Source organism: Rhizobium sp. SVR5-9E, from assembly GCF_056755095.1.
The window spans coordinates 111751-132952 of the sequence record NZ_JBNDHS010000002.1 but is presented as its reverse complement, the minus strand read 5'-3'; the positions used below and the strand labels follow the sequence as shown (position 1 = coordinate 132952).

Annotated in this window: 20 protein-coding genes and 1 other RNA gene; 6 read left to right on the top strand and 15 right to left on the bottom strand. The window is 60.2% G+C overall.

Annotated features, from left to right (window positions below; translation table 11 throughout):
- Nucleotides 1-130 precede the first annotated feature (130 nt).
- Nucleotides 131-538 carry a DUF2000 family protein gene (locus ACPYOJ_RS01950; RefSeq protein WP_481414743.1) on the bottom strand — a complete coding sequence of 136 codons (408 nt, stop codon included), beginning with the start codon at nucleotides 536-538 and terminating at the stop codon, nucleotides 131-133.
- Nucleotides 539-569: 31 nt separating this feature from the next.
- Between ACPYOJ_RS01950 and ACPYOJ_RS01945 the strand changes: the two genes are divergently transcribed.
- The gene (locus ACPYOJ_RS01945) at nucleotides 570-1457 is read left to right on the top strand and encodes an AraC family transcriptional regulator (protein ID WP_481414742.1); all 888 of its coding nucleotides are present in this window, start codon (nucleotides 570-572) and stop codon (nucleotides 1455-1457) included.
- Here the strand turns inward: ACPYOJ_RS01945 and ACPYOJ_RS01940 are convergent.
- Complete coding sequence (locus tag ACPYOJ_RS01940; protein WP_481414741.1) at nucleotides 1417-2511, bottom strand: AbrB family transcriptional regulator; 1095 nt, start codon at nucleotides 2509-2511, stop codon at nucleotides 1417-1419. The two genes, ACPYOJ_RS01945 and ACPYOJ_RS01940, sit on opposite strands and share 41 nt — an antisense overlap.
- A 162-nt stretch (nucleotides 2512-2673) precedes the next feature.
- Nucleotides 2674-3576, bottom strand: coding sequence for a LysR family transcriptional regulator (locus ACPYOJ_RS01935; RefSeq protein ID WP_481414740.1), 903 nt, complete (start codon nucleotides 3574-3576; stop codon nucleotides 2674-2676).
- 92 nt (nucleotides 3577-3668) lie between these two features.
- Here ACPYOJ_RS01935 and ACPYOJ_RS01930 point away from each other — a divergent pair, with 92 nt between their 5' ends.
- From ACPYOJ_RS01930 to ACPYOJ_RS01920, 3 genes are all read left to right on the top strand, one after another.
- The gene (locus tag ACPYOJ_RS01930) at nucleotides 3669-4703 is read left to right on the top strand and encodes an aldo/keto reductase (protein ID WP_481414739.1); all 1035 of its coding nucleotides are present in this window, start codon (nucleotides 3669-3671) and stop codon (nucleotides 4701-4703) included.
- A gap of 76 nt (nucleotides 4704-4779) precedes the next feature.
- Complete coding sequence (locus tag ACPYOJ_RS01925; protein ID WP_481414738.1) at nucleotides 4780-6192, top strand: FAD-binding oxidoreductase; 1413 nt, start codon at nucleotides 4780-4782, stop codon at nucleotides 6190-6192.
- Between the two features lie 89 nt (nucleotides 6193-6281).
- Nucleotides 6282-10049 carry an AsmA family protein gene (locus tag ACPYOJ_RS01920; RefSeq protein ID WP_481414839.1) on the top strand — a complete coding sequence of 1256 codons (3768 nt, stop codon included), beginning with the start codon at nucleotides 6282-6284 and terminating at the stop codon, nucleotides 10047-10049.
- A gap of 4 nt (nucleotides 10050-10053) precedes the next feature.
- On the opposite strand, the gene ACPYOJ_RS01915 is transcribed toward ACPYOJ_RS01920, so the two are convergent.
- The 4 genes from ACPYOJ_RS01915 to ssrA all read right to left on the bottom strand — a co-directional run bounded on the left by ACPYOJ_RS01915 (nucleotide 10054) and on the right by ssrA (nucleotide 11636).
- Entirely contained in the window at nucleotides 10054-10266 is a 213-nt protein-coding gene (locus ACPYOJ_RS01915; RefSeq protein ID WP_168830731.1) for a ribbon-helix-helix domain-containing protein, read from the bottom strand.
- Nucleotides 10267-10357: 91 nt separating this feature from the next.
- Nucleotides 10358-10552: a DUF4169 family protein gene (locus ACPYOJ_RS01910; RefSeq protein WP_481414737.1), complete on the bottom strand. Its 195-nt coding sequence runs from the start codon at nucleotides 10550-10552 to the stop codon at nucleotides 10358-10360.
- A gap of 65 nt (nucleotides 10553-10617) precedes the next feature.
- Complete coding sequence (locus tag ACPYOJ_RS01905; protein ID WP_481414736.1) at nucleotides 10618-11133, bottom strand: SspB family protein; 516 nt, start codon at nucleotides 11131-11133, stop codon at nucleotides 10618-10620.
- A 127-nt stretch (nucleotides 11134-11260) separates the two neighbouring features.
- Nucleotides 11261-11636, bottom strand: a transfer-messenger RNA (tmRNA) gene (gene ssrA, locus ACPYOJ_RS01900).
- 235 nt (nucleotides 11637-11871) lie between these two features.
- On the opposite strand from ssrA, the gene ACPYOJ_RS01895 reads away from it, so the two are divergent.
- Nucleotides 11872-12786, top strand: a complete 915-nt coding sequence (locus tag ACPYOJ_RS01895; protein WP_481414735.1) for a thymidylate synthase — start codon at nucleotides 11872-11874, stop codon at nucleotides 12784-12786.
- Nucleotides 12787-12892: 106 nt separating this feature from the next.
- A complete protein-coding gene (locus ACPYOJ_RS01890; protein WP_481414734.1) occupies nucleotides 12893-13375 on the top strand; it encodes a methyltransferase family protein in 483 nt (160 codons plus the stop codon).
- A gap of 99 nt (nucleotides 13376-13474) precedes the next feature.
- Here the strand turns inward: ACPYOJ_RS01890 and ACPYOJ_RS01885 are convergent, their stop codons facing one another.
- The 8 genes from ACPYOJ_RS01885 to ACPYOJ_RS01850 form a co-directional block, all read right to left on the bottom strand.
- Nucleotides 13475-13753, bottom strand: a complete 279-nt coding sequence (locus tag ACPYOJ_RS01885; RefSeq protein ID WP_481414733.1) for a cupredoxin domain-containing protein — start codon at nucleotides 13751-13753, stop codon at nucleotides 13475-13477.
- A 52-nt stretch (nucleotides 13754-13805) separates the two neighbouring features.
- On the bottom strand, nucleotides 13806-14327 hold the full coding sequence (locus tag ACPYOJ_RS01880) for a DUF4142 domain-containing protein (RefSeq protein ID WP_481414732.1): 522 nt from the start codon (nucleotides 14325-14327) through the stop codon (nucleotides 13806-13808).
- A gap of 86 nt (nucleotides 14328-14413) precedes the next feature.
- A complete protein-coding gene (locus tag ACPYOJ_RS01875; RefSeq protein WP_481414731.1) occupies nucleotides 14414-15112 on the bottom strand; it encodes an RNA polymerase sigma factor in 699 nt (232 codons plus the stop codon).
- Between the two features lie 255 nt (nucleotides 15113-15367).
- Nucleotides 15368-16438: an ABC transporter ATP-binding protein gene (locus tag ACPYOJ_RS01870; protein WP_481414730.1), complete on the bottom strand. Its 1071-nt coding sequence runs from the start codon at nucleotides 16436-16438 to the stop codon at nucleotides 15368-15370.
- A gap of 20 nt (nucleotides 16439-16458) precedes the next feature.
- On the bottom strand, nucleotides 16459-17979 hold the full coding sequence (locus ACPYOJ_RS01865) for a DUF5060 domain-containing protein (protein WP_481414729.1): 1521 nt from the start codon (nucleotides 17977-17979) through the stop codon (nucleotides 16459-16461).
- A gap of 33 nt (nucleotides 17980-18012) precedes the next feature.
- Complete coding sequence (locus ACPYOJ_RS01860; RefSeq protein WP_481414728.1) at nucleotides 18013-18897, bottom strand: carbohydrate ABC transporter permease; 885 nt, start codon at nucleotides 18895-18897, stop codon at nucleotides 18013-18015.
- Nucleotides 18894-19793, bottom strand: a complete 900-nt coding sequence (locus ACPYOJ_RS01855; RefSeq protein WP_481414727.1) for a carbohydrate ABC transporter permease — start codon at nucleotides 19791-19793, stop codon at nucleotides 18894-18896. Before ACPYOJ_RS01855 ends, ACPYOJ_RS01860 begins: the two co-directional genes overlap by 4 nt.
- Before the next feature lie 95 nt (nucleotides 19794-19888).
- The gene (locus ACPYOJ_RS01850) at nucleotides 19889-21142 is read right to left on the bottom strand and encodes an extracellular solute-binding protein (protein ID WP_481414726.1); all 1254 of its coding nucleotides are present in this window, start codon (nucleotides 21140-21142) and stop codon (nucleotides 19889-19891) included.
- Between the last annotated feature and the right edge of the window lie 60 nt (nucleotides 21143-21202).

The following is a 21202-nucleotide window of genomic DNA, read 5'->3' as shown; positions in this document are numbered from 1 at the left end:
AAGTACGCACCGGAAAGCGTGTGTGAAAATCGGCAGATGCGGAAGTACGCAACGGTAAATGGAGACGTAAATTCGGTCGCTTAGGATTGGCGAAGATCGCCTTGCCGGAACTCACAACCGCTATGTCGTTTCAGGCATGCATCTTTGCGCCCTTGGTGATCTTGTCGACGATCTTCTTATCGGCGCGCAAGGCGATCCCGACGACCTTGGCGTCTTCCGGGGCGTGTTCGGCAAAGACCGCACGGTTGGCGGCGTCATGGCCGGTCGCGAACATCTCCTCGATGAACAGCGAGGCGGCAATCTCACGCTCCAGCACCCGGCGATGTATCGCCGCGATGGTTGCCTCGTCGGCGGACAAGACGATAATGGGCTGGATGGACATGGCGTTGTAGAGGTTGCCGGCGCGGTCTTTGTAGGGCTCGCCGATGATCTGCGGACTTTGGCCGGCGATGCCGCTCATCACGAAGGCGGTCACATTCAGCTTCTGCCATGACGCAAGATTGTTTCGCAGGATGATCGCAATTTTGGTATCAAACATTCCAGTCTCTTTCATGCCTTCTGAGGTCGCGTTGAGCCAGGATTTAACTCCGCCGGTATTCGAAGGTCTTGAACGTTTGTGCACGCTGCGGGATGGCGACGGCATTCTGACCGCGCCCGCTTTCCCGGGGATCGAGCGCATCGAGGCGCAGTTCAGGGGAAACGCCTTCGAGCCGCACCGTCACGATACCTACGCACTTGGGGTAACGCTCAAGGGCGCGCAGGCATTTTACTATCGCGGCGAAAGACGCATCAGCCTGCCGGGACAGGTCATCGTGCTCCACCCGGACGAGGAGCATGACGGCGGGGCAGGCTCTGATGACGGGTTGCAATACCGCATGCTCTATCTGGAGCCCGCGTTGCTTGCCGAGTGTCTCGAAGCGGAGAAACTCGGGCTGCCCTTTGTCGATCAGCCTGTTGTCGATGATGCGGCTCTTGCTGGTGTGTTGCTTGGCGCTTTAGCCGATCTCGATGGGGAGCTCGACGAACTGTTCGTCGACGATTTCCTGATGCGGGTGGCGGATGGGCTGGCGAAACATGCGAAAGCGCAGCGGCGGCTGCCAGGCAACATTGCCTGGGGGCAAGCACGCCGTGCCCGCGACTACCTCGAAGCGCATACGACGCAGATAGTGCGTTCCGGCGAGTTGGAATCCGTGACGGGGCTCGATCGTTTTGCGCTTTCGCGGCACTTCCGGGCTGCATTTGCGACCAGTCCGCATCGCTACCTGCTGATGCGACGGCTGCAGAAGGCGCGGGCGATGATCGGCGCGGGAGGTGAGCTCTCGGATGTCGCCTTCGCGACCGGCTTCGCAGACCAAAGCCACCTCAATCGGCATTTCAAGAAGGCCTATGGCATGACGCCCGGCCAGTGGGCCTCGCTCAGGCGGGCTTCTCAGCCAGGCCGCTCTTGCGGGCAATGAAACGCGCAAGCATTGGGCCGGTGAACAGAATCACGAGAAACCGCCCGACCTGCATCGCCATGATGAACGGCTGGTCGACATCGCTGGAGGCAGCGATGATGGCGACCGAATCGGCGCCGCCGGGGCTCGTGGCAAGATAGGCCGTCAGTGGATCGATACCGGCAAGCTTGTGCAGCGCCACAGCCATGAGGCCGCAGATCCCGATCAGAAGCAGAATGGACGCGGAGACGCGCGGCAAGGCACGGGCGACGTGTTTCATGATGGAGCGGGTGAAGCGGAGCCCGATACTCCAGCCGATCATCGCATAGCTGAACGCGAGCAGCCACATCGGCAATTCGATCTTCATCAAGCCGAACCCCTGCAGAAGCGCACCGGCAAAGAGAGGCGTGATGATGGTTCCGCCTTTGATGTGGAAACGAAAGACCGCATAGACGCAGCAGCAGGCAAGCAGCAGCGTCATCGCAAGAGCCGGCCAGTCGACCGGTGGAAACAGAATGAGCGGCGGCGGCTCTCCACCGTCTGTGGCGACCCAGAGATGCGAGATGGCGGAAGCGGCAATGACGACGAAGACGACGCGCAGATACTGCATGAAGGCAACGAGGCGGGCATCAGCACCGTAGGACTCCGACATGATGACCATGGCCGAGGCGCCGCCAGGCGAGGAACCCCAGACCGCGGTGGTGCCGGGCAGCACCTGCCAGCGCGTGAGGACATAGCCAAGCAGGCTTGCAACCGCGATGACCGAGAAGATGACCACCATGAAGAGCGGCGCGTCCTTGACCATCGTGCCGAGAATATCCGGCGTGATGGCGCGCGCCATCAGCAGGCCGACGACAACCTGCCCGAACTGCAGCGGCCAATAGGGAACACGCACCTCACCCTTGCCGAAGACCAAGGCGAGAAACATCGCGGCGATCATCGGTCCGACGAGAAGCGAGGCTGGCAGACCGAAAAGCTCGAAAAAGGCGACAAGACCAGCGGAGAGGGCAAGCAGCAATGCCCATCTCGGCAGGCTGGCTTTCTGCATGGCGCGGCTTGCGGATTTAAAGAGCATGGAGCGGTTTCTTCTTGGCGAATTCACAGGAGCGCCGCCACGCGCATTGGGGAAAGTATCGGCGGGATGAAAGAAGCGGCGGGGGCTGCCGCAGACGCCACCGGTATATTTGTCAGCGTGTACCGGGGTCAACTGCGAAATCTGGCTTTGGCGGAGTATCGATCAAAGCCGGACGTTCGCAGCCAGAAAGTCGAGCAGAGCGCGGACGCGGGCCGGCAGCGGACCTCCCGCGCCTATATAGACCGCGTAGAATTCTTCGATATCGCCGGGATTGAGGTCTTCGAGGACGGGGACGAGTCTCCCGGCGGCGATGTCGGCACGAACGGTGAAATCGGCAAGGCGGGCGAGACCCACTCCGGCGATCGCCATGTGGCGCATCCCGTCGCCATCGCCGATCTGAATCCCCGGCGTGACCGGCACATGGACGGTTTCACCCTGATCGAGAAGCGGCCAGCCGGCGATGGCCCGAGAATAGGAAAAGCCGATACGGCAATGCTTTTCGAGATCGGCGATCGATTTCGGTTCATCGTGGTGGTGCAGGTAGTCCGGCGAAGCGACGATGAGCTTGCGGGCTGCCCCGAGCTTGCGGGCAATCAGGCTGGAGTCCTTAAGCGGGCCGGCGCGGACCGCGACATCGGCGCGCTCTTCCATGAGATCGACGATCTTGTCCGTATAGGAAATGTCGAGTGTCACGGCGGGATGAAGCGCCATGAAGGCGGGCAGCAGTGGCGCGAGCACATGATTGCCGAAGGAAGCGCTGGTATTGATGCGGATCGGGCCCGCCGCTTGTTCCCCCGTCGAAGCGTGGCGCTCGGCCTCTGCGATATCGGCCAGGATGGAAACGCTTCGTTCGTAAAAGGCGCAGCCCTCCGGCGTCAGCTGCAGGCGTCGCGTCGAGCGGTTGATCAGGCGCGTGCCCAGCCGCGTTTCGAGCCGCGCGACAAGCTTGCTGACTGCCGACGGCGTCATGCGGCAGGCCGTTGCGGCGGCGCTGAAACCGCCGAGCTCGACAGCGCGGACGAAGACCTCCATTTCGCCGGAGCGATTGATGTCCTGACGGCTCATGATGAATTCAAATCACAAATGAGTTTCTTGCCGGCAATCTATATCGTGCCTTCATGAGTGTCTATCTCTCTTGCAGCAACAGGAGACAAGTCATGGAATACAGGAATCTCGGTGCATCCGGTCTCAGAGTACCGGTCTTGAGCTTCGGCGCCGGCACGTTCGGCGGCAGTGGGCCGCTCTTCGGAGCATGGGGCAATACCGACGCGGCGGAGGCGCGGCGCCTCGTCGATATCTGCCTCGAGGCGGGCGTAAACCTCTTCGATACCGCTGACGTTTATTCCGCGGGCGCATCCGAGGAGGTCCTCGGGCAGGCGATCCGCGGAAAGCGCGACGCGGTGCTCATCTCCACGAAGACGGCGCTGCCGATGGGCGACGGGCCGGCGGACTGGGGAAGCTCCCGTTCGCGGCTGATCAAATCCGTCGATGACGCGCTTCGGCGTCTCGGCACCGACTATATCGATTTGCTGCAATTGCATGCCTTTGATGCCTCGACGCCGGTCGAGGAGGTACTTTCGACGCTCGATCGCCTCGTCGCTGCCGGAAAGCTCCGCTACATCGGCGCTTCGAATTTCGCCGGCTGGGAGCTGATGAAATCGCTCGCCGTTTCTGAGAAACATGGCTATCCGCGTCATGTGGCGCATCAGGTCTATTATTCACTGGCGGGCCGCGATTACGAGTGGGAGCTGATGCCGCTCGCTGCTGACCAGGGCGTGGGTGCGCTGGTCTGGAGCCCGCTCGCGTGGGGCAGGCTTACCGGCAAAATTCGCCGCGGTCAGCCGCTGCCGGAAGGAAGCCGGCTGCACCAGACGGCGGAATTCGGGCCACCGGTTGATGACGAAACGCTGTTCAATATTGTCGACGTGCTTGACGAGATAGCCGCCGAGACCGGTAAGACGATGCCGCAAATCGCCATCAACTGGCTAACCACCCGGCCAACCGTTTCCAGCGTCATCATCGGGGCGCGCAACGAGGAGCAGCTGCGCCAGAACCTCGCTTCCGTCGGTTGGTCTTTGACGAAGGAGCAGGTCGAGAGGCTCGACAAGGTCAGCAGCGTGTCGGCGCCGTATCCCTATTTCCCATACAGGCGGCAGGAGGGTTTCGCCCGGCTCAATCCACCGCTCGTTTGATCGATACTGGACACGCGCCATCCGTTGCCCCATACCAACCTGCTTGTGACGGCGGAAAAGATGGGGGATCAACAGGATGGCGCTCAAGGATGCAAAAGCCGGAAAACGCAATGAGGCAGGCATTTCGGCCGTTCTCGGCATCTTGAAGCAGCGCTTCGGCGAGCGCTTCCAGGCCGGAGAATCCTTCCGCCTACAGCATGCGCATACAACCACTTACATTCCCGCGCAGCTGCCGGATGGCGTGCTGTTCGCCGAAACCGCAGACGACGTGAAGGCGGCGGTCAAGCTCTGCGCGGAGCACAAGGTGCCGGTTATCGGCTTCGGTACGGGCTCTTCGCTGGAGGGGCAGGTCAATGCACCGAATGGCGGAATTTCAATCGATTTCAGCCGAATGAATCGGGTTCTTGAAGTAAATGCCGAGGATCTCGATTGCACCGTCGAGCCGGGCATTACGCGTGAAGAGCTGAATGTCTATCTTCGCGATACCGGTCTGTTCTTTCCAATCGACCCCGGTGCAAATGCCTCGATCGGCGGGATGGCTTCCACGCGGGCTTCCGGAACCAATGCCGTTCGCTACGGCACGATGAAGGACAATGTGCTGTCGGTGACGGCCGTGACAGCCAACGGCGAGGAGATCCGCACCGCGCGTCGGGCGCGCAAGTCTTCGGCAGGGTATGACTTGACCCGGCTTTTCGTCGGGGCCGAGGGCACGCTTGGAATTCTCACCTCCGTAACGTTGCGGTTGCAAGGAATTCCTCAGAAGATCGCAGGGGGCGCCTGCGCCTTTCCGACGATCAAGGCCGCCTGCGACGCGGTCATCATGACCATCCAGATGGGTATTCCGGTTTCGCGCATCGAATTGCTGGACGAGGTGCAGATGCGCGCCTGCAACGCCTATTCGGGACTGAGCTATGCCGAAAGCCCGACGCTCTTCCTCGAATTTCACGGAACGGATGAAAGCGTCGAGATTCAATCGGCGCAGTTTGCGGAGATTGCGGCCGAATGCGGCGGCGAGGAGTTCCTTTGGACGGTGAACGCCGAGGAGCGCAACAAGCTCTGGAAGGCGCGGCATGACGCGTACTGGGCCTGCCGGGCGCTGGCGCCCAGCCTTGCCGCACTTTCGACCGATGTCTGTGTTCCAATATCACGGCTTGCGGATTGTGTTGCCGAGACGCAGGCCGACATCCAGGAACATGGTCTGCTGGCGCCGATCGTCGGTCATGCGGGGGACGGGAACTTTCACGTGCTCCTGCTGTTCGACGACAAGACGGCTGAAGGCGTCGCCGTTGCGGAGAATTTCGTGGCGCGGCTCAATCAGCGAGCTTTGGCCATGGATGGGACATGCACCGGCGAGCATGGGATAGGACAGGGCAAGATGGCGTTTCTCGAGCAGGAACTTGGCGGTGCCGTCGATCTTATGCGGCAGGTCAAGCAGGCGCTCGACCCTGACGATATCTTCAATCCCGGCAAGATCTTTCATCTTGGCTGAAAACGGAACAAGCTCATGATCTTCGGCCTTGCTCCCGACATGAATAACAGTAGTGTCGGCAACAGATTCCCGATTGGAGAATGCTTGATTTGATAGGCCGGTTCCTCGTCTTTCTGGGGGGAGTGATCGTCGTAGTGCTCTTCGTGGCGCTGCTCGCTCCGCTTTTCATTGACTGGACCGACTTCCGCAAGAATTTCGAGGATCAGGCCAGCCGCATCATCGGCAAGAAGGTGACGGTGCATGGCACCGTCGATGCGCGCCTCTTGCCGTTCCCGTCGGTCACTCTGCATGACGTGCGCGTTGGCCAAGAATCAGATGGCCAGCCGGTCGTCCAGGTCGAGCAATTCGCCATGGATGCCGAGCTTGCGCCGTTCCTTTCCGGCGAGGCGCTGATTTTCGACATGCGCGTCGTCAATCCGAAATTGCGCTTGCGGCTGCTCAAGGACGGAACGCTCGACTGGATGCGCGGCAGCCGGCCGGAGATTCCGGCAAAAACGGTCGTCCTCGAAAGTGTCCATGTGACGGGCGGCGACCTGCAGTTCATCGACGATCAATCGGGCCGCTCCCGCCGCATCACGGGATTGAACGCCGAGATGTCCGCGAAGTCGCTGGCAGGCCCATGGCGGATCGAAGGCGACGCATCGCTGGATGGCGATCATGGCAGCTTCTCGATTTCAAGCGGTCAGCCAGACGAGAACGGTGTGTTGAAGGTTCGCACCCAGCTGGCACCCGATCGGCATCCGGTCAAAATCGATCTCGACGGCGAACTGAAGCTGGTCGACCGCAAGCCAAATTATCAGGGCCTCATGTCGGCCGCGATTGAAAGCCGAGCCAAGTCGGACGACAAAAGCACGCTGCCGCCACGCGTCAAGGGCCGCTTCGAACTGACCAACGAACGCATCCGGGTACCCGAATACCGGATGGAGATCGGGTCTGCGGACGATCCCTATATCATCACCGGAGAGGCGACGCTCGATACCGGAACCGCGCCGGAATTTCTGCTGGTTGCCAATGGCCAGCAGATCGATGTCAACAGGATCGGAAATCAGGGTGCGGGCGGCAAGACCACGCGGGACCCCACGCAATCTGCGCGGCAGCGGCTCAATTCGTTGATCAGCATCGTCGCCCAGGTTCCCGTGCCGCAGGTGCCCGGAAAGGCGAGCGTCAAGCTGCCGGCGATCGTTGCGGGGGACACGACCATTCGGGATGTGCAGCTCGATCTGGAACCGGCGGGCGACGGCTGGACGATCGACAATGCCGTCGGGACACTGCCGGGGCGGACTCAGGTGGAGGGTATGGGCCAGCTGAAGCTCAGGGGCGAACCTTCCTTTAACGGCCAGCTTACCGTTGCCTCCAATCAGCCCTCCGGGCTTGCCTCCTGGCTTGCGGGCTTGGTCGACCCCGCGATCCGCCAGTTGAAGCAGGCGGGCTTTTCAGCCGATGTCAGCCTGACCCACCAGCACCAGAGCTTCAACAACCTGGAGATTGCCGTCGGTTCTGCCACGCTGAAAGGCAAGTTGGATCGGCAGGCCCCGGAGAACCAGACGCCCTTGCTGAACGTCGATCTCGCCGGCGATGCCCTCGACCTCGATGCACTGAGGGCCTTGACCGGCCTTTTCACGGGGCAGGACGCAGGCGACAATGTGCTCGACCACAAGATCACTGCGCATTTGAAGGCAGACAAATTCAGCGCTTTCGGCGTCGAGGCGCAGAATGTCGAGACCAGCTTTACGATTGCCGATGGCGCGCTTGCCGTCGACAAACTGAACGCCAAGAATCTGGCCGGCGCGGAATTGACGGCCACCGGCCGGGCCGAGGGTTCTTTGCTCGACTACAAGGGTTCCGGCGAGATCACCTTCAAGTCGGCCGATCCGGGGCCGTTCTTCACGATGCTGAAGGAGCATCTGCCGCATCATCCGGTCATGGACAGACTGGTGCGCAATGCTGCCTGGTATACCAATACAGCCCTGCGCGGTGCACTCACGCTCGGCGGCGATCAGGGCGATGGGCTCGCGGTTACGCTTGCCGGCGTGTCGAACGGCAGCCGTGTGAACCTCGATTACCGTATGTCGGACCTTCTGGCGCTGACCGGCAAGGGTACGACAAGCCTGGAGGCCACGCTTGAAAACAGCACGACCTCGATCCTGTTCGGTCAGGCGGGGCTCGATCCCCTGCCGGTGGAGGCTGATGCCAACGGACGCCTCACTCTGAAGGTGCTGGCAAGCGGCACCGATCCGGCCGATGCGTCGCTCACCTTTGCAACGGACCGCACATCCTTCACCGCCAACGGCAAAGTCGATGTTCGTCCGGGAAATTTCATGAACGGCCAGATCGGCGTCTCATTGGAGAGCGCGGATCTCGACCCGTATCTCATCATGAACGGTATGGCGCTGCCGCAGATCGGCACCGGATTGCCCTTCGGCCTGCAAACGACCGCGACCGTCGATGGGGACAAGATCGTTTTTGCCGACCTCAAGGGGCATGCGGCGGACAATCAGTTTTCGGGTGCGGTGATCATCGATCGCAAGGCAGACAAATCGACGGCGAGCGGCGAGCTTGCGCTTGACCGTGCCGATGCGACCTGGTTGGGGGAGGCCATCTATGGCCCGATGACCGATGCTGCAACCGGCAGCCTCTCGACGGCCGCGCTTGGGCAGCCGATCTTCAAGGATATGGACGTCAACCTGAAACTTTCGGCCAAGGAGTTCTGGCCGGGATGGTCGGGGGCCGTGACCGGTTTCACGAGCAATGTCGCCTATAAGGGCGATGAGCTGCAGCTGAACGACATGAAGGGCGGATGGAACGGCGGCCAGCTTTCCGGCAATGCGCTATTCACCAATGCCAATGGCACCGGTTTGTTCCAGACGCAGCTTTCGCTCGCAAATTCGGATCTCGGCGGCGTCGTCTGGCAGCGGGACGGGGCGCCCTTGGCGAACGGCAAGTTCGGACTTTCGCTCGGCATGGAAGCCTCCGGCAAGACGATGGCCGACCTCGCAGGTTCCGTAACGGGATCCGGCGAACTGCAGCTCGCGGAGACCAGCGTGCGCGGGCTCAATCTTGCAGTCCTGGCGCCGCTGCTTGCCGCCACCGACCCGATGCAGGATCAGCTTAACGCCGGGAAGATACATCCGATCGTTGAGACGTTGCTCAACAACGGAGAGGCGAAGCTCCCGCCGACGGCGATTCCGTTCAACATCGCCGATGGCGTTCTTCGCGTGCAGAATGTCAGTGCTGCCAACGAGCTCGCCACGGTCACCGGAAACGCGCAGGTCAGCCTGCCGCAGAAACGCATCACCGCATCGCTGAACATTGCCCTCAATCCCGGCAAGGAGACCCTTCCGGGCGCAGAGCCAGCAATCCGGCTGGATTACTCCGGATTGCTCGCATCGCCCGGCCGCACCATGGATGTCACCGACATCACCGGATATCTGTCGCTGCGCGCCTTCGAGCGCGAACGCCGGCGTGTCGAACGGCTCCAGTCGAACGTGCTCGAAAAGCAGCGGTTGCGGCGTGAGGTGGCTCTGTACAAGTTCAACGATGGCGAGCGCGTCAGGGCGGCCAAGATCGAAGCCGAGCGCAGGGCCGAGGAAGAACGTCTGCGGATGCTCGCCGCGGAAGCTGCAAGGCAAAAGGCCGAGGCCGAGGCGAAAGCCAAGGCAGAGGCGGAGGCGAAGGCAAAGGCAGCCGCCGAGGCAGAAGCCAAAGCGAAGGCAGCCGCCGAGGCGAAAGCAGCAGCAGAGGCGAAGGCCGCTGCGGAAGCCGAAGCCGCGCGCCGCGCCCAGCAGCTCAATCAGTCACCGCTCATCGGTAACCAGCTCAATTTCGAGGATTTACCGGGCGTGACGCTGCCGCAGTGAGGCTCTAGCGGCGATCCTTTAGCCAGCTCAAGACATGAAGCCGTAAAGCAGAGGAGAGGTTGCTGTCCGGCGGGCGCTTGTCATCGATTTCGGAGATAAGGGCGGCGAGGGGCATTGCGCGAGCGGCGGCGATCGCCTTCAGTTCGGCCCAGAATTCATCTTCCAGTGAGAAACTGGTGCGGTGGCCATGCAGACTGGCAGAGTGCTTGCGGATCATCGGACGTCCCGTAAGCCAGTTTTCTCAAGAACTAAGTGAGGAAATTCTGCCAATAATTTGATCGGAGCGTTCTTTCGGCTCCGCTGCGCCGTCATTCGCGGTCTTCGTCTTTTTCTATGCGGCTCTGCCGGTGAGCCTTTTCGGCCTTTTCATTCAGCGCCTTTGTCAGGTTCTTCTCAGTCTTCGTGCGGCCGAAGCTGATACGATTCTGCTCGGCCTGCTTTTCCTTTTCGGAGCGGGCCTGTTTTTTCTTGAACTGGCGGAGGTTGACGATTTCGGCGCTCATGGCTTGCCTCCATCCGGCTTCGAAAGGGCGCATGAAAAAGGGAAGTCGTGGCTCCCCTCTTTGGTTTACTGCTTCTTGCGGAAAGCGTCGAGCGAGACGACGGAACCGGGCTTCTTCTCATCGCCGCCTTCGGCAGGCTTGGCGGCCGCGGCTTCTTCGCCCTTCTCGGCCGCGACCGGATAGGCAGTGATTTCAGCGTCGGGCTGCTCCTCACCGTCTGCCAGCGGCACGTCGAACTCCAGTTCGAAATTCACCGAAGGGTCGTAGAAGCCGCGAATCGCGTTGAACGGAATCACCAGTTTCTCAGGAACGTCGGAGAAGGAGAGGCCGATCTCGAACAGCGATTCGGTGATCTTCAGATCCCAGAACTGGTGCTGGATGACGATGGTCATCTGCTCCGGATATTTGGACTTCAGATGCTGCGAGATGCGGACGCCGGGGGCGCCGGTCAGAAAAGTGATGAAGAAATGATGGTCGCCGGGCAGGCGGCCCGTCGTTGCGACTTCGGACAAGACCTTGCGAATCACGCCGCGCAGCGCGTCCTGTGCCAGAATGTCGTAGCGGATATGATCCTGCCCCATGCTTTTCCTGTCTTTCTTTGGTTCGGAAGTCTTTTCTCAAGGTTATATGCCACGTCCGGCAGCCTTGGGAAAGTCTGGTATCCGGGTCACGCGTCACAAACATACATGATTTGGGTGGCAGGGAGAAGGTGAAGGCTTCTGTTGCCAGGTGCCTTCGGACCCCGCCTTTCGGTGCTAACCGCAAGGACTTAGAGCGGAATTCCCGCACCGCCATTAGGCAGCGAGAGCGTATTCCTTAGCGTTGTTGTCGTTTGCAACTACACTTTTGACCCGATAACGGCGGTATCATGCCGAGCAAAAAGTCGATCTTTACACCCTTGTCGATCCTATTTCGCCCCCATCAAAAGCAGGCCAGACCACTAAGATCGACCGCCTGTTTTTGGTGGAGGCGCCGGGTACCGCCCCCGGGTCCAATAGGTTTATTACACCGCTCATTTATCGCCATAGCCGGTCCGAAAACCGGCAGTGCTGATATAGTGTTTTCAGAAGCGTATGGAAAGGGGATACGTCACAAAAGCGTTGCGGGCGGCAAGACAATTGCCGGGACAACGCCTATTCGGACGTTGGTTTCGGCGGCGGCAGCGCTTAGATTGACCCAACGGAATCGGCGGCGGCAATGACTCGACGAGTTGCGACGGTCGGCACTCGGCTCTCTTGAGCGCGTGCGGCGGCGCTGAGTGGCCGGCTGGACGTGCGGATTGTTCTGCAATCCACGTGATCGCAAACAGGGAGACACGGATGCTGCGCCATCCTGAATATCAGTACCTCGATATCATGGCCCATCTGCTTGAGAAGGGCGACCGGCGCATGGACCGCACCGGCGAAGGCACTCTGTCGATGTTCGGCGCGATGATGCGCTTCGATCTCTCGGACGGCAGCTTTCCGGCCTTCACAACCAAAAAGGTCTACTGGAAGACGGCGGTGAAGGAGATGCTCTGGTTCCTGACCGGACAGACAAACATCCAGTCGCTGCTCAGGGAAAACGTCAAGATATGGACGGACTGGCCGCTCGCCGCATACCGCAAGGCGACGGGCGAAGAGATATCCCAGGAGGCGTTCGAGAGGCGGGTCCTCGAGGATGATGCTTTTGCGGCAAAGTGGGGCGATCTCGGGCCGGTCTACGGCAAGCAATGGAGACGATGGCTGGACGGCAATGGGGTCGAGCACGATCAAATCGGCGCTCTCATGCATAGCCTCAAGACCAATCCGACGAGCCGGCGCATGCTGTTCCACGCCTGGAACGTGGGCGAACTGGATCAGATGGCGCTTCCGCCTTGCCATATGGTCTATCAGTTTCACGTCTCCGGATTGCAAGGTGAGGGCCGGCCGCGGCTTTCGATGCTCGTGAACCAGCGCTCCTGCGACATCTTCCTCGGCGCGCCATTCAACATCTGCCAACAGGCCGCGCTGCTTGCCATGGTTGCGCAGCAGGCCGGGATGGATCGCGGTGAGCTTATCTGGGTCGGGGGCGATACGCATCTTTATCTGAACCATCTGGAGCAAGCCAAGGAGCAGCTCTCACGCGAGCCAATGGCCTTTCCCAAGCTGGTGCTGAAGCGGAAGCCCGATGGGATCGACGGTTATTGGATCGAGGACTTCGAGGTGTCGGGCTACGATTCTCACCCTGCGATCGAAGCGCCGGTTGCGGTCTGACCAAGCCCGGCGGTCCCCTAGCTGTCCGCGCCTCAGCGAAGTAAACTGCGACACAGGTTGCCGGGTGTTTAGATTTTCGGAGACGAAGGAGCGGATAGGACGCGGCATGAACGGGGCGAGCGAGAATTTGCGCGACAGTTCAGGCGCGGTGATACGGCCGCCGATCGCCTGGGCGCTTGCGGTGATCGCCGGGCTTGCGCTCGATTGGGTCTATCCGCTGCCGTTCCTGCCGTCGGCAGTGCCGCGCGGCTGGCTCGGCGGCATCGTGTTCGTCGCCGGCCTGGCGCTGCTGATCTGGGCGGCGACGACCTTCCGCCGCGCGGGGACACAGATCCCGACCACCCAGCCGACGACGACGATCGTCGCCGCAGGCCCCTACCGCTTCACGCGCAACCCGATCTATACCGGCATGTTCCTCGGCCTCATCGGGCTTTCTGTCGCCTTCGACAGCCTGTGGCTGATCGTCCTGCTGGTACCGTTCTATCTCGTCATCCGCTACGGCGTTGTCGCCCGCGAGGAGGCCTATCTCGAGTGGAAGTTCGGTGACGTCTATCTCGCCTACAAGGCCCGTGTTAGGCGGTGGCTATAGCAAGGCGAAGACGGGCAAGCTGCTGGACCCGAGCGATCGGAACGGGTCCAGCACGATCTCTGGGGCATCCTACTCCCGGCGGAGAGGACGCCGCGCCGCTCACCGTTCCGTTACGGTAATGCGACCCCGCATGTTCGGATGAAAGCGGCAGAAATAGTCGAGGCTTCCCGCCTTGTTCATCACCATCGACGCTGACTTGTGAGGTGCAATCACGACATCGAAGCCGCCCTTGACAGTTGCTGTATGGGCGAACGGATCCTTGTTCACCCATTCAATTGTATCGCCTACCACCACCGTGACTTCCACAGGCTGAAAACCCAGCTTGTCGAGAACCACCTGGACGGTGGCAGCGTGGGCTGGGAGGGCAGCCAAGGTCATGGCCACCCCGCCCAGCGCTGAAAGGAAGCGCTTTGCCGCCATCGCGATGACTTTACTTCAACATCGCCGCGACGTGTTCGGCATGCTGCTGGTGTCCCTGAAACACCTTCAGACCCGTCTGCAGCAGATCCTTCAGGTCCGCGTTTTTCGCGGAGGGGATGAGCAAGGTTTCGAGCGCGCCATTGACCTGCTTGTGGTAGGCAACCTCGTTCTCGATATACGCCTTGTCGAACGCGGCGCCCTTGAGCTTGGCAAGACGCTTCTTCTCCTCGCCTGCAGCCTTTGTCAAATCCTTGCTGGTCGCGTTGTCCTCGGGCTTCACGTTGAGCTTCTTGACCAGGTCGAGCGCCTGTTTGTTTACGGCCTCATGGTCGCGGATCATGTCCTTGGCAAAGGAGACGACCTCTTGGTTTTTCGATACTTCGACCGCCTGCTTGGCCGCATCGATATCGATTTCGCTCGCGGTGTAGGCGATGTGTGCGATCTGAGGGTCCGTCGGTGCGGTGCCGGCGGCAAACGCAGGCGTACCTAGAAGGCTGAGGGCGGCGTACATTGTGGTTAGTCGCGCAAACATGGGGATGCTCCTCTTTGCGGGCCAAAGCGGCCCGATGGTGTTGCAAAACAACCTCTTGGATGCACGCGGACCAAAAAGGTTCCCGCTTATTCGGTAAGGCCAAGCCGATTGATGACTTTTTCTGTCAAGCGCTCGCAGCGCCAACCGGCGAACGGGAAAACATCGAGAAAAGCCGGACCGATCTGCTCGTCGAGCTTGCGCCGCAGCAGCGCTCTCGCCCTGTGGAGCCTCGTCTTGACGGTCTCGGCCCGAATGCCAAGAAGGCTCGCCGTGTCGTCTATGCTCATGCCCTCGACGACTCTCGCGATAAAAACCAGGCGAAAACTCTCGGGCAATGTATCCATCGCCTCCTCGACCAATCGCACTATCTGCCGCTGCGCCATCACCTTTTCCGGATCGTCTACATCCATAACGGCCGGAAACCGCAAGATCTCCGCTCCCTTTTCTTCCGCTGCCAAAGGAACTTCGGATCGACGCGCTGATTGCCGAAGCCTGCCCAGCGCCTCGTTCAAGGCGATACGGTGCAGCCATGTCGACAGCAGCGCCTCACCTCGGAACTGGTCGAGATGCTGAAAAGCGCGAACATAGGTCTCCTGGACGATGTCTTCGGCGACGCTGTCGTCGCGGACCACGCCGCGGGCAATGCGAAACAGCTGCTGGTTATATCTGCGCATGATGGCGCGAAAGGCTTCAGGCTCCCTGCGACGCGCGCCGGCGACGAGATCCGCATCGGTGGATCCTGAGGGCAATGCAAGCTTTCGGTTTTCAGGATAGGTCGTTTTCATTCGGGCTCCAATCCTGAATTGGATGATCAAAACGGGATAAGGTTCCCAAGTTTTTGATTTACTATGCAGCCGACGACATTCAAATGTGAATAGGGATCGTCACTCCGACCGATCGAGACAGAGGAGCGCTGTCTGATGCCGAGCTGGTGCGGCAACCGAAGGCTTCGCCGCTGACGACAGCTTGATTGCCGCCGCTGCCAAAGCGGCGCCGGTATCTGACTTGGTGGTATGTCGACGCGACGAAAGAGGCAGCGCCTAGGCGTTCAAGCGTTGCTGCGTCTCTCGGTCGAAGAAATGAACCTTGTCCGTTGCGAACGAAAGCTTCACGCGCTGTTCCGGAACCAGTTCGACACGTTCGCGGACGACCCATGTCAGTTCCCTGCCTTCGAGTTCCACGACAACGTGGGTTTCCGAGCCTGTAGGCTCGACCACCTTGACCACCGCGTCCACACCGTTCTCGCCACCCAAGGCGATGTCCTCGGGACGAATGCCCAGCGTCAACGGCTGGCTTGCCGAGTTGGCTGGCGCCCGCGACAGCTTCACGCGCGAACCTCCCGATAGCGACAATGCCGGACTCCCGGCATCCTGCAGGGTTCCCTCGAGAAAGTTCATGGCGGGGGAGCCCAGGAAGCCGGCAACGAAGATGTTGCGAGGCCGGTCGTAGAGCTCTAGCGGGCTGCCGATCTGTTCGACACGACCGCCTTGGAGCACGACGATCTTGTCAGCCATGGTCATGGCTTCGATCTGGTCGTGGGTGACGTAGACGATGGTGGTCTTGAGGCGCTGGTGCAGCGCCTTGATCTCCGCTCTCATCTTCACACGCAGCTTCGCGTCCAAGTTTGAAAGGGGCTCGTCGAAGAGAAACACTTTCGGATCTCGAACGATGGCGCGACCCATGGCAACGCGCTGCCGCTGTCCGCCTGACAACTGGGCGGGCTTTCGATCGAGGAGGGGCTGCAATCCCAGGATGGCCGCAGCCTCACTCACCTTCTTCTCGATTTCCGGCCGCTTGACGCCCGCGAGCTCGAGCGCAAATCCCATGTTCTGGGCGACCGTCATTTGCGGGTAGAGCGCGTAGTTCTGGAAGACCATCGCGATATCGCGATCCTTCGGCTGCAGATTGTTCACAACCCGGCCGTCAATGCTGATCTGGCCGGCTGTAATCTCCTCGAGCCCGGCAATCATGCGCAGCAATGTCGACTTGCCGCAGCCGGAGGGGCCGACGAGAATGACAAATTCACCGTCGGCGATCTCGACGTCGACGCCGTGGATGATGTCCACTGCGCCGAAGGACTTCTTGACGTTCTTGATGCTCAACCCTGACATCGGGACCTCTTGTAATATCCTCAGCGCTTCCGGCGGACGCGCAGTGCCTGGTACGGCTTGCGCGGAATTTGAACGCCAAAGGCCGCGTCCGGCTTGCCTCCGCGGACAATTGCGCCGTGACGGGTGGGATGGGGAACGGGAGCCTCCACCTTCTTCGCCGGCGTGATGGTCATCTCCCAGGTATCGATGAGATCGACGTCATAATCGTCGCTGTCGAGCGGCAAGCCCGAGGACCAGATGACCGGCTGGTGCTCGCCGAGGTAGATCAGACGGAAATCGCCGTCGCCGTCGCGCGCTCCCGACACGCGGGACCAGGGCCACTCGCCGATGACGCCAAGGGGCTCCAGCCCGTGCTTCACGTCCGCCTCAAGCAGGTCCCTGAGGAAGCCGATACGCTTCCACGCCTCGCCGCGCAGCTCTCCGCCCTTGGCCCACCAGATCAGATCCTCCGGGTGGGAATAAGTCTCGCCATGGCCGGCATATCCGCCGCGCGCCATTGTGATCCAGAAGCGGTGCACCAGCTCCCGGGCGCTGAGATTGCCCCAGGACTGCATGATGTCGCCTTCATATTCGGGCTCGTCGTTGACGACTGGCTTGCCGTAGGCGTTGCGCCACTCCTGGGTGCGCTTGACGTCGGGATTTTGAATGCACGTATGAGTGACCCAAGGCTTGCGATGGTCAAAGTTTGCCGTCACGTCGCCATTATGGATGGAGCGCAGGTGCTGGTAGGGATCGTTCTCTTCCAGGATGTGGAAGTATCGATCCCATTGCTCCATCGGCTTCGTATCGATGAGGAAGTCATATTCGTTGGCAAGCGACCACCAGACGTTCCGGTAGGCGGACAAACGCGCGGCCAGATATTCGACATAGCGAAAATCCTGCGCGGCCGACATGTCCGCGTAGCCCCAGCGATCGTAAGGGTGGAAGATGATGATGTCGGCTTCGATCCCGAGTTCGCAAAGTGCTGCCACCTGCTTTTCGAAGTGCCGGAAGAGGACGGGGTTGGGTCTATCGAAGTCTTCCTTGCCATCGGCGCCCTTCTCAAAGCACGCATGGAGAGGCTCGTTGACGTTGTACGGATAGTCTTTCGGAAAGACGCCCATGCGGATCTTGTTGAAGCGTGTTTTCATCAGCGTCTCCAGCGTCTGCTGCTGCATCTCAAGCGGCTGGTGCGTCCAGGCATAGCAGGTCGTGCCAAAAGACAGAAACGGCGTCCCATCGGCATAGGCGAAATGAAACTTGTTGCGCACACGCACCGGGCCGTGGTTGCCGGCCGATGGGGCCGTCGCGACCAGTGAACCAGTCTTGCCGTCGAGTGCCGCGGTCTTGGAACGGGTCAGGAAAGACCATTCGCCCTCGGCGTCGGGCATGAAGCGGACACGATAGGTCCCATTGCCGTCATAGAAACCCGGAACCCGAACTTCCCGGCTCTTGTGGGTGAAGACGGCATCGAATGCCACGTCGAGATACGGGTTGCCGTCGGAGGGTCCATCAAAGGAAGCTTCGAACACGCCCCATTTTTCGACTGTTGCATTAGACATAGAATTCTCTCCTCATGAAAATTTCTCTGGCCATCAGCCTTTGACGGCACCGGACGTGAGGCCGGACACGAAGTAGCGTTGGAACATCAGGTAGACGATGGTCGCCGGCAGGACGGTCATGACGATCGCGGCGTTGAGCTGACCATAGTTGCTCGAAAACTGTCCCTGAAAGGACATAAGACCAAGCGGCAGGGTCCACATGTGCTGATCCTGAAGCAGCACCAGCGCCATGGCGAATTCATTCCAGGTCGAAACGAAGTCGAGGATGAGCAGTGCCGCAAGGACAGGAAGGCAGACCGGAAGGAATATGCGCCGGAAGATCGTGAAGTGAGTTGCGCCGTCAATCAACGCCGCTTCCGACAGTTCCTTCGGAATTGCCTTGAAGAAGCCGTGCAGGATGAAGACCTGATAAGGCACCCCGAAGGCGATGTATGGCAGGATAACGCCAGGATAGGTGTCGATAAGCCCAAAAGAGTTTACCAACGTGAACAACGGCGCAAGCATGACCTGAAAAGGAATCATCGTGCCGAACACGACAACCAGCAGCAGCGTCTTGGTAATCTTGAGCTTAATCTTCGCGAGGGCATAGGCCGCCATGGCGGAAAGCGCGAGCCCGAGCGGCACCTTTATCACCGTGATGATGACGCTGTTGAAGAAGGAGCTGGCAAAGTTCCCGCGGCTCCATGCGCCGCTGTAGTTGTCGTAGGCAAGCTCCGTCGGCGGCATGAATGCGCCTGTACTCGTGACCGCGGCCGGCGTCTTCAGCGATGTGAACACAATGAAGACGAACGGTGCCACCCAGATGAGTGCAACCAGGACCAAGGCGATCCAGAGAGCAATCAGGACCGGATCGCGCTTGAGCGTGGAGGTCTCGGCGTGAGCCTGTCCAACGGTTGAGTCGGTCTGAACGGCTGTCACGATTCTGCCTCCTCCTTCTTCTGGGTCCATCGCAGGTAGGGAATGACGATTGCGATGGTGATCAGGAGCAGGACGACCGATATGGCCGCGCCTCGACCAAAATCGAAGATCTGCATGGCCTGTGTAAATGCCCAGAGCGCGAGCATCTGGGTGGATTGCGCCGGGCCACCGCCTGTCAGACCATAGACGATGTCGAAAGCCTTCAGCGACGAGATGATCGAAAGAACCAGCACGATCGTCACGGTCGGACGGAGCGCGGGCAGGGTCACATGCTTGAAGACGGCCCACCGGCCAGCGCCGTCGATCCGGGCAGCCTCCACGAGAGTCTGGGAGACATTCTGGAGGCCCGCCAGGAACAGGACCATTGAAAAGCCGACTGTTTGCCAGAGGTAGGCGACAAAAACCGAGTAGAGGGCGATTTTCTGGTTACCCAGCCAGTCCTGGATCCAGGTCTGCAGACCCCACGACGTCAGCAGCTGGCTGAACAGTCCGAAGAAGGGATCGTACATCCACTTCCACATCGTCGCGACCGCGATCGGCGCAATGATAACCGGAAGATAGAAAATGGCCCGGAGGCTGTTGCGCCCGAAAATCTTCTGGTTGAGGCTGAGCGCCAGCAGCAGACCCACCGTCGGAGGGAACACCAGGCTCATCAGCGTCCAGATGACCGTATTGCGGAAAGCGACCCAAAAGACCGGATCTCTCGTGAAAATCGCGGAGTAGTTCGCAAGCCCGACGAATTGCCGCTGCGGATCCAGTCCGTTCCACTTCTGAAAGCTCAAAATGACCACATTGAGCATCGGATAAAGGGCGAATACTGCGTAGATCGCCAGCGCAGGCACGAGCAGGATGAGCGCTTGCACGCTCGGATCATGTGTCGTTTGTCGTAGTGACATGCTCTCCTCCGGGCAGCGCGAGGCCGCTGCCTGTCTTCATGATGGTGCGCCAGCCGACCGACATGCGGAGCGGTCGACTGGCGACTTGGGAGGAATTACGTCCGGCTTGCGATAAAGCTCTGCAGCTGCTTCGGGGCCTCAGCCGGTTCGATGTTGCCCGATGCGACGTCGTTGATGACGCGGAAATATTCCGTCGTCACATCGAGCGGAAATGCTTGGTCGCCGTTCATGTAGATCTTGCTGTACTTCTTGAAGATATCCAGCCATTCCGCCTCGAGCGGCTTCTGGTTGGTGTACTGCACGTTCTTGTTGACCGAGATCGAGCTGACCTGCCCGACCAGATCCTGCTGAACCTTGTTCGAGAGGAAATAGTCGAGGAATTTCGCCGCCATGTCAGGGTTCTTGCTCTTCGTACTGACGTAGTTGTACTCGGCAAACCCGTAGAGGCGGTCGGTGTTGGTCGGGAAGGGGAAGATCCCGTAATCGTCGAGATTGGCGCCGCTGCCCGTCAATTGACCGACCAGCCAGTCGCCCTCCAGCATCATGGCCGCGCGGCCAGCCGTGAACAGGCTATACGACTGCTTGTTGTCGATGCCCATGAATGGCTGCAGCGTGTAGTCCTTCGTCCATTTTGCGAACTCCGTGAAGGCCTCCGTCGCACACGGCTCCTTCGTCCAGTCCACTTTCATGGACTTCAACGCATCATGCTTTTCAGCGCCGCATTTTGTTTCAAGGATGACATCCATAAGGCGCATCACGTGCCAGTTGACGGTCCCGCCGAAGGTGAACCCCGGAATGCCTGCTGCCTTGAGTTTCTCAGCCGCCGCGAGAAGCTCGTCGTAGGTCTTGGGTTCATCCTTGATCCCGGCCTGCTCGAACAGCTTCTTGTTGTAGTAGACCGCTTCACCCTTGAAGGTGAACGGCGTGCCATGCTTGCCGCCAGGATAGAGGTCGGCGAAAGCGGCCGCGGAGGGCAGGAGTTCGTCGGTCCACTTGTATTCGGTGTAGTACTTGTCGAGCGGCAGCGACAGACCAGCCTTCACGTACTCACCGCCAAGGCCCAGACCCGCCCAGCTAAAGTAGATGTCGGGGCCGCGGTTTGAGCCTGCGGCGACGCGCAACGCCGTCTTGTGCTCGTCGACAGCGCGCTGAACAATCTCGATGTGGGTGCCGGGATTGGCTGCCTCGAAGTCGCTGGCGACCTTCTTCAGGGCTACGTTCGCAGCGTTATTGTCGAAGTTCAGCGTCCAGAGCGTGATGTCTTCAGCGAAGACCGGACTTGCCGATAGAGCCGCAACGGCCATTGCGACAAGGCTCGCGGATTTCAATTTTGCAGATAGGGTCAGCATTACCGTCCTCCTCTTGATAAGCTGCAGCTCTTTTTACAGATAGTGATTTACATGTCAACT